General features: G+C 47.8%; 14 protein-coding genes and 1 riboswitch. Of the genes, 6 read left to right on the top strand and 8 right to left on the bottom strand.

The features are described from left to right. Positions 1-70: 70 nt before the first annotated feature. The 3 genes from BBR47_RS03370 to BBR47_RS03360 all read left to right on the top strand — a co-directional run bounded on the left by BBR47_RS03370 (position 71) and on the right by BBR47_RS03360 (position 3,458). Positions 71-1,270 carry an iron-containing alcohol dehydrogenase gene (locus tag BBR47_RS03370; protein WP_012684338.1) on the top strand — a complete coding sequence of 400 codons (1,200 nt, stop codon included), beginning with the start codon at positions 71-73 and terminating at the stop codon, positions 1,268-1,270. A 95-nt stretch (positions 1,271-1,365) separates the two neighbouring features. Next, positions 1,366-2,481 (top strand): aminopeptidase, encoded by a 1,116-nt coding sequence (locus tag BBR47_RS03365; protein ID WP_012684337.1) that lies wholly within the window; start codon positions 1,366-1,368, stop codon positions 2,479-2,481. A gap of 224 nt (positions 2,482-2,705) precedes the next feature. Next, positions 2,706-2,863, top strand: a riboswitch (cyclic di-AMP (ydaO/yuaA leader). Between the two features lie 7 nt (positions 2,864-2,870). After that, a complete protein-coding gene (locus tag BBR47_RS03360) occupies positions 2,871-3,458 on the top strand; it encodes a CAP domain-containing protein (RefSeq protein ID WP_012684335.1) in 588 nt (195 codons plus the stop codon). Positions 3,459-3,525: 67 nt separating this feature from the next. Here BBR47_RS03360 and BBR47_RS03355 read toward each other — a convergent pair whose 3' ends face one another. From BBR47_RS03355 to BBR47_RS03330, 6 genes are all read right to left on the bottom strand, one after another. Beyond that, positions 3,526-4,143 (bottom strand): hypothetical protein, encoded by a 618-nt coding sequence (locus BBR47_RS03355; protein ID WP_012684334.1) that lies wholly within the window; start codon positions 4,141-4,143, stop codon positions 3,526-3,528. A gap of 123 nt (positions 4,144-4,266) precedes the next feature. After that, positions 4,267-5,358: a sensor histidine kinase gene (locus BBR47_RS03350; protein ID WP_012684333.1), complete on the bottom strand. Its 1,092-nt coding sequence runs from the start codon at positions 5,356-5,358 to the stop codon at positions 4,267-4,269. 42 nt (positions 5,359-5,400) lie between these two features. After that, positions 5,401-7,125, bottom strand: coding sequence for a serine racemase VanT catalytic subunit (vanT, locus tag BBR47_RS03345; protein ID WP_012684332.1), 1,725 nt, complete (start codon positions 7,123-7,125; stop codon positions 5,401-5,403). Beyond that, positions 7,112-7,909, bottom strand: a complete 798-nt coding sequence (locus tag BBR47_RS03340) for a M15 family metallopeptidase (RefSeq protein WP_012684331.1) — start codon at positions 7,907-7,909, stop codon at positions 7,112-7,114. The genes vanT and BBR47_RS03340 overlap by 14 nt, the downstream gene beginning before the upstream one ends. A 3-nt stretch (positions 7,910-7,912) precedes the next feature. Then, positions 7,913-8,965: a D-alanine--D-serine ligase VanG gene (vanG, locus tag BBR47_RS03335; protein WP_012684330.1), complete on the bottom strand. Its 1,053-nt coding sequence runs from the start codon at positions 8,963-8,965 to the stop codon at positions 7,913-7,915. Positions 8,966-8,986: 21 nt separating this feature from the next. Beyond that, positions 8,987-9,847 carry a D-Ala-D-Ala carboxypeptidase VanY gene (locus BBR47_RS03330; RefSeq protein ID WP_012684329.1) on the bottom strand — a complete coding sequence of 287 codons (861 nt, stop codon included), beginning with the start codon at positions 9,845-9,847 and terminating at the stop codon, positions 8,987-8,989. Between the two features lie 144 nt (positions 9,848-9,991). Between BBR47_RS03330 and BBR47_RS03325 the strand changes: the two genes are divergently transcribed. Together BBR47_RS03325 and BBR47_RS03320 are read left to right on the top strand one after the other, a co-directional pair. Further along, complete coding sequence (locus BBR47_RS03325; protein WP_012684328.1) at positions 9,992-10,939, top strand: helix-turn-helix transcriptional regulator; 948 nt, start codon at positions 9,992-9,994, stop codon at positions 10,937-10,939. Between the two features lie 64 nt (positions 10,940-11,003). Then, a complete protein-coding gene (locus BBR47_RS03320; protein WP_012684327.1) occupies positions 11,004-11,525 on the top strand; it encodes a DinB family protein in 522 nt (173 codons plus the stop codon). Here BBR47_RS03320 and BBR47_RS03315 read toward each other — a convergent pair. Beyond that, positions 11,522-12,298 (bottom strand): DUF169 domain-containing protein, encoded by a 777-nt coding sequence (locus BBR47_RS03315; protein WP_012684326.1) that lies wholly within the window; start codon positions 12,296-12,298, stop codon positions 11,522-11,524. The genes BBR47_RS03320 and BBR47_RS03315 overlap by 4 nt on opposite strands. Positions 12,299-12,503: 205 nt before the next feature. On the opposite strand from BBR47_RS03315, the gene BBR47_RS03310 reads away from it, so the two are divergent. Beyond that, positions 12,504-13,064 carry a hypothetical protein gene (locus BBR47_RS03310; RefSeq protein WP_012684325.1) on the top strand — a complete coding sequence of 187 codons (561 nt, stop codon included), beginning with the start codon at positions 12,504-12,506 and terminating at the stop codon, positions 13,062-13,064. Between the two features lie 62 nt (positions 13,065-13,126). Here the strand turns inward: BBR47_RS03310 and BBR47_RS03305 are convergent, their stop codons facing one another. Continuing rightward, positions 13,127-14,701 carry a VWA domain-containing protein gene (locus BBR47_RS03305; protein ID WP_231850550.1) on the bottom strand — a complete coding sequence of 525 codons (1,575 nt, stop codon included), beginning with the start codon at positions 14,699-14,701 and terminating at the stop codon, positions 13,127-13,129. Between the last annotated feature and the right edge of the window lies 1 nt (position 14,702).

Here is a 14,702-nt window from a genome sequence, read left to right as displayed (position 1 = left end):
CGTAGGTGGAGGGAGTGTTCAAGATAAACTTGTCAGTGGTATAACCAATACGTGAAAGAAGGAATTTCAGATGTTTCCATTTGAAGTGTCTTTTCCTACCAAAATTTACTTTGGCATAGGCGAACTGGAACGTTTGGGCCAAGAAGCAAAATCATTAGGCCAAAAAGCATTGCTCGTTACAGGCGGCAATGCTGCCAAGCGTACAGGACTTTTGGATCGCGCCAAGGCTCTGTTGCAGGAAGCTCAAGTGGCGTATCTTGTTTTTGACAAAATCGAACCGAATCCGCGTACGGCAACGGTTGATGCCGGAGCTGCGCTTGCGCGTGAGCATCAGTGTGACTTCATTCTGGCTATCGGTGGCGGCTCCGTAATGGATGCCTCCAAAGCGATTGCGGCAGCAGCCGTTTCCGGACGCCCGATTTACGATTACATGCGGGGAAATCCGAGCGGTTCTGGTCAATTACTGGTACCCGTTCAGGAAGCACTCCCGATCATGACCGTCCCGACAGTAGCCGCTACTGGTTCGGAAGCAAACCATATCAGCGTCCTGACTCATTGGGACACGCATGAAAAATCTTCGATCAACGGTCCAGCACTTTACCCGAAGATTGCCATTCTTGATCCGTCTGTCACCTTTACCGTTCCGGCTCGCGTCACAGCAGAGTCTTGCGCCGATATCTTTTCCCATCTGTTTGAAAACTATTTGATCAGCGCGGAAGGGACCTACGTTCAGGACGGGATTTCCGAAACACTCATTCGCCTCGTCGTCGAGCACTCCATCACAGCGATCCAGCAACCAGACAACGCTGAAGCACGATCTACCCTTTTATGGGCGAGCACGCTGGGCATCAGTCCCTTCACTGCTGGCGGTCGCGGTGCTGGCATGCCTTTGCACGGAATTGAACATCCGCTGAGCGGAATCTACGATATGGCTCACGGTCGTGGACTGGCGATCCTGTCCCTTCCTTATTTCGAACAGATGATATTGCAAGACCGTCCCGAGAGACTAGCCCGTATGGGACGTCATTGTTTTGGCGTTACGGTGGAGAATGAGAGCGAAGCAGCACGAGCAACGATTGATGCCGTTCGCCGTTGGTATGAGCGTATGGGAATCACAGAACGTCTGTCTGACTTCGGTGTGACCAAACAATCACTGGTCCAAATGGCTGAGGAAGCGGTACGCATCGGCGGACGCGGAATCGGGTATCTGCCTAGCTCACGAAAATTGAATGAATCCGATGTAATCGCGATCTACGAGGCTTGCCTGTAATGGAAGCATCAAACACACTGGCGAGCCTACGCTCAGTTATGTAATAATACAAATTAATCATTAATCAAAATTATTTTACTACGGAGGTTACCACCATGGCAGATCCACGCATTAATGAACTGGCAAGCCGTCTCGTCCGTTACTCACTCCATTTGCAAAAAGGCGAAAAAGTTCTGATCGAAAATACAGGCCTGCAACCTGAACTCGTTCGTGCACTTGTGCGTGAGTCATTTGCAGTTGGGGCTCTGCCTTTGGTCACCTTAAAAGACCAGGAAGTCATGCGTGCACTCTATCAAGGCACGAGCGAAGAACATATGGCTCTGATGGCAAAATACGAGTATGACAGGATGAAGGACATGGATGCTTACATCGCCATCCGCGCCTACGACAACATCAACGAGTATGCCGACGTACCGGACGACAAAATGGGCATTTACGCTCGTGTCCTGTATCAACCTGTACATACGAACGAGCGCGTTCCGAACAAACGCTGGGTTGTACTGCGCTACCCAAACAAGTCGATGGCACAGCTATCCAAAATGAGTCTCGAGAGCTTTGAGGACTTCTACTTCTCCGTCTGCAATCTGGACTACGCGAAAATGTCCGCTGCCATGACTCCGTTGAAAGAGCTGATGGAGCGCACTGATCGTGTACGCATCGTCGGTCCAAAAACGGACCTGCGCTTCTCCATTAAAGGAATCAATGCCATCAAGTGTGACGGCAAACGCAATATCCCGGATGGCGAAGTATACACCGCTCCTGTACGCGATTCCGTGGAAGGGACGATTTTCTACAACGCGGCATCGATCTACAACGGCATTACCTTCAATGATGTTCAGTTCACTTTCAAAGAAGGCAAAATCGTGGAAGCGACCAGCTCCAATACTAAAGCATTGAACGACATCCTCGACACGGACGAGGGCGCACGTTATATCGGAGAATTCGCGATCGGCTTCAACCCGCACATCCTCCACCCGATGCTGGACATCCTGTTTGACGAAAAAATCGCGGGCAGCTTCCACTTCACGCCAGGGAATGCTTACACAGTAGCAGACAACGGCAACCGCTCCTCCGTTCACTGGGACTTGGTCCAAATCCAACGCCCTGAATACGGCGGCGGCGAAATCTGGTTTGACGATGTGCTGATCAGAAAAGATGGGCGCTTTGTGTTGCCAGAGCTGGAAGGCTTGAATCCGGAGAATTTGATTTAAACGAAATGAATGAAAAAATGGGTTAGGGAATGAGTTCCCTAGCCCATTTTCTATTGTTCAGAGAAAATAAAGCGTTAGACTGGCCTATTTTACAGGCGACACTGTAAGCGGGATTGGTGAGTGTCGGACTCCACCCTCTCAATAAAACAAGAGATATTCTTATTAATCCTACCAAATTTTACGGGTTTCTTTCACCGGTGAATCTCTGTTATTCTAGGTCATGCCAAACAAAACAGCCGAAACTTCCTCTCGAATGGAAGTGCGGGGGAGCTTTTTTACTTGCAGATGAGAGATCTGCATGGGGTGAATCGCCAAAGTGCGTAGGGTTGTTTCCTCAATCCGAATCCGTCAACTAACCTCGTAGGCCAAAAAAAGGAGACGATGTGAATATGAAACGCCTTGGTACTATTGCAATCGCGACATTGGGATTGGGATTTGTTCTTTCCGGCTTTTCTAACACAGCTTCTGCCGCTACCACATGTCCGCAATACGGGTATCAACCATATATGCAACCTGTCCAACCGCAAATGCAAGCACCTTACGCAGCACCAGCGAATCAACAGCAGCCAGCTCAACAGCCAGTAAAACAAGCTAACCAACAAATGGATTCTTCCTCGGTTGGGAAGCAAGTAACTGATTTGGTAAACCAAGAGCGTGCAAAAGCAGGTCTGAAGCCAGTGGAACTGGATGCTTCCCTGAACAAAGTTGCACAAGCAAAAGCTGCTGATATGTCCAAAAACAACTACTTTGACCATACAAGCCCTACGTATGGCTCTCCATTTGACATGATGAAACAATTCGGTGTATCTTCTATGACCGCGGGTGAGAACATCGCCATGGGTCAACGCACCGCTGAGGAAGTCATGAACCAATGGATGAACAGTGAAGGACACCGTCAAAACATCATGAATCCTTCCTTCACCAAAATCGGTGTAGGCTTTGTGAATGGATACTGGGTACAAGAATTCATCGGATAATGAAATTAGATATAAATGCCGAGTCCTCTAGCGGGGACCCGGCTTTCTTATTTTTTCACAGATATTGTCATGTCTTTTCTTCATCCACCGATTCCGCACTTTCTCGAACTTTTTCTACAACTTCTTCAGATTTGAGTTGCTTGTGCGAAGGGAGATCTAAAAATGTAGAAGCACGTCGATCGAGCCACAAGCTTTCCTCACCTTCCCTATCAGTTGCAACGAAGATAAACCCACCTGAATAACTAAAGTACGTAATGTTTACATCTTCCCCGAGTGTATTTTTCATGTTCTCGTAAAGGTCAAACAATTCAGGGCCAGTTTTTTCACCACCAGCCATGATTGGCTCTGTATCTGTTGCTATAACGATACCTTTTACTTCATCCTCTTCCATAATGAACGAAAGTTTTTCGTCTGTTGAAGATAGCAGTCCTTGCATATTCGTATCGTTGTAGTTACGTATTTTATCCGCTTCTGGTAAAACAGCTCCCTGAATTGAAAAGTCTGACAGGGTTGCATTCCTACTCGATTTGCTTAAGGGTTGGTTCTCTTGGTTACGTGCCTGTTCCATCTTTTTATATGCCTGTAGTGCTTCCTTATCCCCTTGGTTAATAGCCTCAGCCCAAGTAGCTGATGATATTCCAGCAACAATTAGCGCACCTATCAATGTCCATGTGTATTTATTCATAACTCCCCCAAAGTTAATTCACTTCGATATAGGAATATTCTACCATATTTTGAAATCCCTATGAATTATGCAATAAAAAAATGAAGACATTGAAGCGTCTCCATTTTTTATTTTGCCATCATTTCATCCATACGGCAGCCTGACCTCAAAACACGTACGAATCAAATCACTTTGGACAGAAATCGTTCCCCGATGCTTCTCGACGATATTTTTGGCAATAAACAGGCCAAGTCCTGTTCCTCCCCCTTGATGCGTTCGCGCTTTGTCGCCTGTAAAAAACATTTCAAAAATATGCGGCAGCGCCTCCTCAGGTATCTGGTCGCCGTAATTCATGATTTGCACAACTACTTCATCGCCCTCGCGATAAGCGTTCAAATCGATAAACTGGCCATCGCCCCCGTAGCGTATCGCGTTGGTCAGGATATTCTCAAATACGCGTGCCAGCAGCTCCCCATCTCCCACGATCACTAATTGGGCAGCAACCGTACACCGCGCGACGAGCTCATTTTTCTCAAAGGAAGGATACATCTCCTCATTTAACTGAACAAGCAATTCGCTCAAATCAATGACCTTTTGCTCGATGGTAACCATGCCGTAATTCATTCTCGTAATTTCGAATAGCTCATCAATCAGTTTTTCCAATCGATGCGACTTGGTAAGAGCAATCGTCGCATAATGCCGCATTTGTTCTTGTGTCATCTGCTCATCTTGCAAAATGAGATCCAGATAACCCAGAACAGATGTCAGTGGTGTACGCAAATCATGCGCCAGGTTCAAAACAAGCTGATCCTTGCTGCTTTCGGCAAAATCCCCTCTTTCTACCGCCTTTTGTAGCATTTCGCTTGCTAGATTGATATCCTTGGCGATTTCTGCAAACTCATCATTAGATGGGATATGGACATGCCGTGTAAAGTCTCCACTCGCGAGATAATGAATGCCCGTAGAAATCTCCCGAAAGTAGCCAGCATACCGTTTGGTCAGGAGATAGAAAAACAAGATCGCAATGGGAGCAAAGACAATCAAAAAGAAATTGATATCCCCCATCTCCCTGATGAAATAGCGCACCTGGGTGATTGGATCTTCGTACTTAACCCCCACCCGATAGTAAAACTGGAGCACTTTATAGAGCAGATAGGTTACGATACCAGCCAGAAGCATGCCAAACCCAAGAAGCCCAAGCATTTTGAAACGAAAGCTATGTCTCCCCTTCGCCATGGAAAAAATGAATCACTCCCTATACTCGTTTTCGTCCAACGATCAATCATGATAGACTCTTTTAACCCGTTCTCCCAAACGGCTTACCAGCTCGTTCGTAATGGTTTTACACGATTGGGCCATTTCCTCGGCAGTGATCTCCTCCTCTTGATCTCTACCAATAAAGGTCACAACCTCCCCTCTTTGCACCTCTTCTATATCTGAAATATCTACAATGAGCTGATCCATGCAGACAAAGCCAATAATCGGTCGCCTTTTTCCTCTAATCAAGCAGGTAGCCCCCACTTGTGACAGCATGCGCGGAACCCCATCTGCATATCCGATGGATACGATGGCAATCTTACTGTCCTTCTGCGCTGTGTGGGCGCGTCCATAGCCCACGGGTGCTCCCTTTTCCACCTGTTTCACCTGCACAACTCTTGCCTTTAGTGATAACACAGGTCGTAGGTCGATGCTTGTTTTTACCTTGTCTCCCTGCTTGCTCAACATCCCGTAGAGAGCGATCCCCATTCGAGCATAATCGTATTGCAGCTCCCCGTAATTCAGTACGCCGTAACTGCTTTGAACGTGCAGCTTCTGTGGATTGATCCCCTTTTCTTTCAGCTGTTCGATCACGTTTTGGAAACGGTCGATTTGATTTTTCGTGTATGCGATATCCGAAGCTTCCAAACTGTCAGCCACACTCAGATGCGTAAAGGTACCGCAAACCTGCAAATGCTTATATCGATACATAGCCGCGATTTTTTCCGTGTATTCCCAAGACTCCCCGAGTCTCCCCATCCCCGTGTCGATCTTGATATGAACAGGGATTTTCACGTTGTAGCCATTCAGTGTCTGGGCATATTCGTCATCTACTACGGTTTGTGTCAGTTTGAAACGGGCGATCTGGCGTATCCGACGCTCATCGGTATAGCCAAGCACCAGAATCTCCCCTTTTACGCCCTTCTTCCTTAGCTCGATTCCTTCATCGATTGTGGCAACGGCGAAGTGATCAATCCCGAGCTTGTTTAAGAACCTCGCAATTTGCCATCCGCCGTGGCCATATGCCTGCGCCTTAACGACTGCCATCATCGCACAATCCTTGGGGAGAACCTGCTGGATTTCCCTGACATTATGTTGGAGATGCGGGAGATGGATATCAGCCCATGCTCGCCCAGTTTGATCCGGTTTCCCACCTCGAAAGCGCTGGATCGCCTTCATCGCCAGCACTGAAAGAACAAACGACAGCACTGTGACCAGCGTAAAATGCACCAAGCCAAAGTAGCTGTCTCCCAATAACCCGATGCCATACAGCAGCAAAGTCACCCAAAACGCATTCCATGTCGATAGTCTCGTATATAAAAAAGTATTGATACACACCCCCAGCATGATGCCAGGGAAATACCATAGATGATACAAGGTCCCGTTAAACAAGAGGTCTTTCACTGCTGTTAATAAAGTAAATCCATCCGTAAAATACCCCTCATACACATTCACAGGAAAATAGAGAAGGATCGAAAGCAAATATAGCTTTCCTACTTTCCATAAAAGCTGCTTTAGCATAGACGCATTTCTGTTGCGATCTGAACCAAGCTTTTGCATGAAGAAAAATCCTGTGCACATAAAGAAAAACGGAACTGCCACCCTGGCTATTGTTTGTCTCAGTGTGAAGTCCGCCCATTCACTTATGGATAGCAGTGGAAAAGTATGGATGGCGATAACAAGAATCGCTGCAATGATTCCGAATCGATCCAGCCCGCCATACTGCTTTTCACTACCCACGTTCATTACGTGCCTCCTGATGAAATACCGTAATGATAAATCCATCCACGTTGTTGCCCGATATTTCGTAGCGCTCACCAGCTACAACCGGGATGTGCGTAACTGTATCGGTAGCTTTTACATAGTAGATTTCCATGTTCTCCTCATCTACTAGCAAATGCTCCTGATGGAATTCGTAGTTTTTCACATACTCGATATACTCTTCCAGACAAAGCTGAAGCTTTTCCATCAACACAGCATGCGGATAGCCCACATACCGAAAATGCCAGGGCTCATCCGAAATCCCTGTTAGCTGTTCTTTGTCTTTGTCGTAGCGTTTGATAAACCCATATTGACTAGCGCGCTGTCGAAACATTCGGCATACGCCGTGATCGGGAAAAGAAGGGCAAATAAAATCGATTACTTCCTTTTTCTCCCCTACATCTATCGCAAGCCCTGTCTGATGCTCGCTTTCATTCGGACGCGCTACAAATTTACTGGTAAACACCTGTCCATTTTCGAGAAAGGATTGATCATAAATATCCGTTTGTTCCGCCTTACTGCGAAATCCACTGACAGGCACGATTGCATTCTCTGCGTTGCAGGCTTTCAGCAGCTTGGCAAACATCTTCGCAGCCGTGTTTTCCAGCATCATATTGTTGTGTGCTCCGTCAATCAGCCGCATGCGGTTCAGCAGAATACCGTCGTCTGTTTGCCAGCGGATTGGGTACTGGCGATTCACCAAGATCAGATGACCGTGATGCAGATTGTCGCTGTTCAACGTAACCGTAAAGACGTGAGGTTGTGTCATCGGTTAGTCCTCCTCCAACGCTAGCATGATCAACGTATCAAGAAGCTCCTTATAGGAAATCCCCGCAGCACGCAGCATGCTTGGATACCTGCTCTTCGAGGTAAAGCCGGGGATTGTATTCACTTCGTTAAACACGATATCCCCGTCTGGTGTGACAAACATATCCACGCGAGCGAATCCACGACAGCCAAAAACCTGATAAAGATGGGTCGCTGTTTGCTTGATTTTATGAGCGAGCTCTTCGTCAATTCTTGCTGGGACATGGATATGGGCAGTCTCCAATGAATACTTTTCAGTATAATCGAAGAAACCTTGGAGCAATTCGATCTCATCCACTTCCCCCACAATGACCTCACGATTTCCCAGTACCGCGCAGCCCACCTCAAATCCTGTGATGTTTTCCTCGATGACTACCTTGTCATCATGCTGGAGGGCGTTTTCTATCCCGAAAAACAATTCTGATAGGCTGTATGCTTTCGTAATCCCAATGGAGGACCCTGCCTTTGCCGGTTTGACATACAAAGGAAATCCCAGTGGTTCGGTGGCAGCTTGAACAGTTGCCAGATCCGTATTTGGATAAACGGCAACGGATCTTGGCGTTTTGATACCGGAGCCCTCCGCCAACGTGTGGGCGATATCCTTATCCATACAAATCGCAGAGGATAGCGTGTGACAACCGACAAAAGGAATTCCGGCGAGCTCCAATAGCCCTTGCACTGTTCCATCCTCTCCGTTTTTGCCATGCAAAATCGGGAATACCACATCAACCTTCGTGACCGTCATGGCACCGTTCTCCTGTGTAACAATTCCCCGCACCTGTCTGCAAGGAGAGAGAAAGGCAGGCACACACTTCTCACTTTGATGCCAACTGTCATTCCGAATGCTTTCGATGTTGCCGGTATATCGCAGCCATTGCCCTTCTCTCGTAATTCCTAGCAAAATCACCTCGTACTTTTCCAGACACAAGCTCTCCAGCACAGAACTCGTAGATTTTAGCGATACTTCATACTCAGAGGAACATCCCCCAAACAATATCGCGACAGTCAATTTCTTCATTAGATTCACTCCTTCTTTTCTTTAGTTCACGTAGCTTGTTACAATCACGCCGCCTATGTTGTCACCCGAAATCTCGTAGTTGCTCGAAATCGGTACTTTGATCATCATCTCTTCATCGACAGGGTAGTAGTTAATTTCGTAGATCTTCCCTTCGTTTGTTACGGAGATACTTCTTTTGTCTTTTAGATAGTCCAAGTATTCTTCCAGCGAAAAGTTATTCTCCTTCATGACCGCGCTATGCGGCAAGCCGACATATCGGAAATGCCAAGGCTCAAATACCGTTCCTGTAATGGCTACCTTGTCTTTCGGGTAGCGCAAAATAAAACCGTATTTCCACGAATGATCTTCCAGCCACTTACCTTCAGGGGCGTGCTCCATTTTCATTTGCGTCGATCCAATATCCAGCGCGGAACCTACATTGTGTTCGCTATAACCGCTTGGCATCGCGATCGCTGGCCCCATTTCTTCATACAGCTTCTCTTGTTCTTCCTTCCCTCGATAACCGCTGTTCAGGATAAAGTGGCTCACGTTATCTTGTTGTGCAGCTTTGACCATCTCCAAGAATACTTTGGCTACACGCTCCGACACTTCGAGTCTATGATCGAGCAAAGTATAGCCTTGTAACAGCTCTTCATGCTTAGACAACCGAATCACATCGTTTTTTACCCCTGCCTCATGAACCGGATAGTCTTTATTGACCAAGAGAAGGTCTCCCTGATAAATTTGATCTTTTGTTATTTGTATCGATTGGTACTCCACACCGGTAGCCTCGCTCACTGTTTCCATATGTCCTCCAACATTAGGTGGGCCTTCTGTTATTTTTTGGAAAACAATATATCCAAACAGCGATAAAATGACAAGCCAAAAAACCCTCTTTTTCATTCACAGCTTCCTCCTTCACTTACACAACTAGGATAGGGAAAACTGTTAAAATAAAAAGTAGGGTAAATCTAAAATAATTTTAAAGATGTCCAATCATTTTTATAAAGTTGCTTAGCTGGATAGAGAGGAGGTCAGTAGCCTAGTATGAACAAAACAGACCGTCTGTTGGCAATCGTTCTGGAGCTACAGCGAAAAGGAACGTTGCGCGCAGAAGATTTGGCCGCGACTTTCGAGACGAGCGTCCGGACGATTTATCGTGATATGCAGGCATTGAGCGAAGCAGGCGTCCCCATCGTTGGGGCACCGGGTCAGGGCTACTCGTTAATGGAAGGGTATTTTCTTCCACCCGTCAGCTTTTCGGTAGAAGAAGCCGTTGCACTTTTGATCGGAGCAGACTTGGTCGAGCAAGCATTTGACCAAAACTTTGGAAATAGCGCAAGAGCCGTACAACGCAAAGTCGAAGCGATCCTGTCTGCGGATGTAGGCGAACAAGCCAGACGTATCCGTTCAACCTTTCGCCTCGTAAGCCCCAGAGCAAACAATCTGCGCGAACAGGAAAAAGCGCATGCGCAACTCCTCCACGATGCGATCATTAGTGAGCGGAAGGTGCGGTTCCGCTATCGGAGGGGCACGCCTGGGGAGGGGGACGATCGTGAAACAGTTCGTGATGTTGCTCCATATGGTCTCGTGCTGGTTCGTGGTTCTTGGACACTGCTCGCTCATTGCGATCTGCGACAGGATATTCGTCGATTCCGCCTGTCCCGCATGAGCGGCCTGATCGTTTTGGAAGAGCGCTTTATCCTCCCTGACGATTTCCATTTTGCTGATTACAAGCCTCTCGACGATCGGTACTTGGAGGTGCAGATCGTCATCAGCCCAACTATCGCTGATCGGGTAAAAGAATCGGGCAATTTTTTTATCGAAGAGATTACGGAGCATCCGGACGGCTTTCTCGTTAGATTGCGCGTCAGACAAATCGAAGAAATATTGTCTTGGGTACTTGGGTTAGGGGCAGATGCGGTTGTTCTTACGCCTGAATCCTTGCGTAGCCGAATACGCGAGGATGCCCAAAAATTATTCGAACGCTACTGACATACTGCTGTCAGTAGCGTTCGAATATGATAAGAGCAAGAAACCAAGAGGAGCTGATTCGCCCATGAATACAAAAGAAATCGTAACCAAATTCGAAGACGTGACAAACCACTATCTGCATGAATTAGAGGGCTTCACCATGGAACAACTCTTGCAAAAGCCAAGTGAAGAGGAATGGTCGATCGGTCAAATGTACCTTCACTTGATCCAATCTGCGCGGTATTTTCATCTGGGAAATGTCGAGAAGTGTAGACAAGGAGGTCCTGCTGTCACAGAAGCAGGTGCCCAAAAATCCGAGATCGGCCAGACGATATTTGCTCAAGGTTCCTTTCTTCCTGTTCGCGTGAAAGTCCCTGCCTCTCCTGAGTACACACCTGCACAACCAGAGAGTAAGGAGCAATTGCGTGATGGACTCATCAGCGTGCTCGCACAAATGAAGGAACTGGAACCAACTCTGGACGAAATTCCTGTGCATCACACGGTGGCTCACCCAGCCTTCGGTTCGCTTACCGCAAAGGAATGGTTTGCCGTGGTAGAAATGCACTATCGCCATCACCTGCTCCAGCTCAACCGACTGAAGGGTTAGTTTTTTTCTCCAAACATCCCCGCAAGCTTTTGATAGGTCGTCGGAAACTCTGCTTGATAGCGCAAGAAGGACGGGATCGGATAGCGGATTCCGCCTTTTTGCGTTCCCACTAATCCCTCCACCAGCTCGGCGGCATCACGAAAATGAAAGCTGAAGGCCATCTCATGATCCTGTGTCTGGGCAAACAATCTGTCGCCATAACACGGTACGATCACTTGCGGCTGTCCCGTCTGGATCGGCTTGATCGCAATATCCGCACAGTCGGCCCGACTGGAAAAGGTAGAAGGAATCGATCCACCGCGCTTGTACAGCATCCCCGCCACCAATCGCATGACCTGTGCCGCATTGCCGTAAATCACGACGACATCTGGCTCAATCTGTGCCCGCTCCAGCGGAAACGATACGTAGTAGCCGCTTTCTTCTGCTGAAAATTTCGGGACATCCAGCTCGCTTTTCGCCCCATTTTCCAATGAATCTGTATACATCCCACAGGCGAGATGACCCTCTGTATAAAACGCCGGCTGCTCTTCATACCCAAAAGCCACCTGCGCGATCGGACAGGACAGATCGGCTCCATTCATCGCGATACTCCAGCCATAACGCCGGGAAAAACCGACAGCTTGGCAAATAGTAATCGGATAACCCAGATCACGGACAGGTCGCTTTGCCTTTGACGGCAGGGCGGCTTCTTCTTTTTGGATGCTAACTCCCACAGGAAAGGTCTCGGTCCTCACATACATTTGAAGCGCTTGATTCAGCTCGATGGCGTTCATTCCATTCTCCCCCTCGTTTTTAACATTCACCGCTTATACTCGGAATCTTTCGTCTTTTTCACCCAAAGTCCTGTCACTCCCTGCATTTTTTCCAAGCTTACAACATCGTAAGGTAATGGAAAGGTTTATCGATAGGGAGTCGAAACGATCCCTGTTAGGATAAAAGAAGACACACGTATTACTTGGGATGGCTGGAGGGTTCACAATGAAAAAGTTGGCATGGCTGGGCACGGTGCTTCTCGTCTTTCTGTTAGTGGGATGCTCCTCCAGCTCACCAGATACAGTGCAAGGGCTCGGAAAAGAAGAAGCGGGGCAGATCGCTGCCGCCGCTGTTAGACAATATTACCAGGTGGATGTTAATACGACTGATCGGGAAATCACGCTGGAGGACCCAGCCAATTCGGTATACAGAGGTGTACCTGTTCACGCCATACTAAAACGCGAGCCTGTGAACGGCGATGTCCATGGCTTTCACGCGATAATCGAACCGAGGTCAAAGCAAATCCTTTCCCTGTCGATTGACGTTATTGGAATAAACGGAGAAATAGCGACAAAAACGATGACAGAAGCAGATTTGGAAAAGACGGCATCTGATTTCATTCGCTCGAAAAACCTGCTTGTGGCAAACAGCTTCCAATTGGTGAAAGCTTCTGACGCTCATTCCAATGACGCCAAGCGTTACTTTTATTACACAGATGGCCTAAATGACGTGGCAATCGGAGTGGACCCAGGCCTGAAACAGGTCGTTACGTTCACGTATGATTGACGCACCCTAAACCTTACCCTTTCCATTTACAGTGGGTTCTCCGTTGCGAGAACCCATTGCTGTTAGTTTCCGCTGTATTTATCCTCAATTTCCTCTCTCATTTCCTGATAGGTCTCGGTTGTGAGACTCACCAAGTAATTGGTAAGCTCCTCCTTGGACTGTGTAGCCAACGCTTCTCTTTCTTGCCTTTTCCCAGTAAGGTACTCCCTCGCCTCATTGCCAATCTTGCCGCTCGCAGATAAATACTCGATCGCCATTCCGATGTTCAGGCTCTCCCGCCAGTTTTTCTCGTACCAGTCCTGGTCATAAGCATCCACCCATTTCTTGCGGTCGATCAAGACAGCGTCAGCTTCTGTCAATGCATCCCGTTTCCACTGCTCCCACTTCTGGGCGATTTCTTTCGCACGTTCCAACTCTTGCTTGAACTGCTCACGGTTCGTCACATTTGCATACAGACCTTCTGACGCGTGGGCAATCTCTTTCAATTGCTTCTGCCCTTCTGCATTCACGTCAAAGCCAATGACGTTCAACAACGGCATTATTTTGGATTGGGACAATTCCTTGGCTACTGCCACTGGATTGCCATCACAAGTCTCGATACCATCACTGACCAGGTAGATGACATTCGTGTTTTTATCCGCTTCGAATCCCGCCAAATCCTCCTGGGCGAGACGCAAGGAGTGCGCAATGGATGTCCAGCCCGTCGGCTCAAACATGTCGAGTGCTTGCTCAAGTCTTTTCGCATCGTAGGCTTGCAATGGATAGACCATCTCACTGCTGCCACAGGAAAGCTGCTTATGTTCATCAGCATTGCTCCCCTTATGACCATACACGCGCAACGAGATTCTCGCATCTTCAGGCAGTGCTTCCGCGAATTCCTGGATCGCTTCCTTGGCGAGCTGCATTTTCGTTTTGTCCCCAATTTTCCCGGCCATGCTGCCGCTCGCATCCAGGATGATTTCTACGTTGAAATTTTCCCGAAACTGAAAACGGGCGTCCTCGATATCTGGACTCCCATACGAAGCCATTCTCCAGCGGTCTACAACCATCTGGGGACTGAGGTAATCCTCCGCGAACAGGGTGAGCAGTTGATTCCAGTACAAATCCAAGTAAGCATCATTCATCCCGTCGACCACGGTAGGCATTTTATCCAAAATCTGTATGATCTCCGTTCGATGCGGATAAGCTGCGTGGAAAAATTGTGTGCCAGCAAGCGGTCCAGGCTGTGAAGCAATCAATTCCTGTGTCGTCTGCGGCCCTTGATTTTGCCCGATCCCTGTACCCGCTCCGATTGCGCCCAGTGAACAGCCGGTAAGCAGAAGCATGATCAAGATACTGTTGAACAAGAGCGACATCCGCATTTTGGTGTTACGCATTCGGTCATATCCTCCTTGCTTTGTTGCCTTGCTGATTAGATCGCCGCGTTTTTCTTTCGGATGAACGCTAGATGATTTCTTTTGATAAAAGGCATACCGACCGCGAGGATGAGCAGCTGCAACGGGAACTCTTCTCGATAAAATGAGCCGATGATCGTAGCTGGTACGATCAATGCGTAGAAGTAAATCATCATGTATCGCCAAAAGCGCTGCCAGCTTCGTTCCTGTCTGGACATGGCTTACACCTTCCTTCTCGTTCACT

It is taken from the genome of Brevibacillus brevis NBRC 100599 (assembly GCF_000010165.1).
GTDB lineage: Bacteria > Bacillota > Bacilli > Brevibacillales > Brevibacillaceae > Brevibacillus > Brevibacillus brevis_D.
The sequence above is the reverse complement of the archived record's forward strand: the minus strand, read 5'-3'. Positions and strand labels throughout refer to the sequence as shown.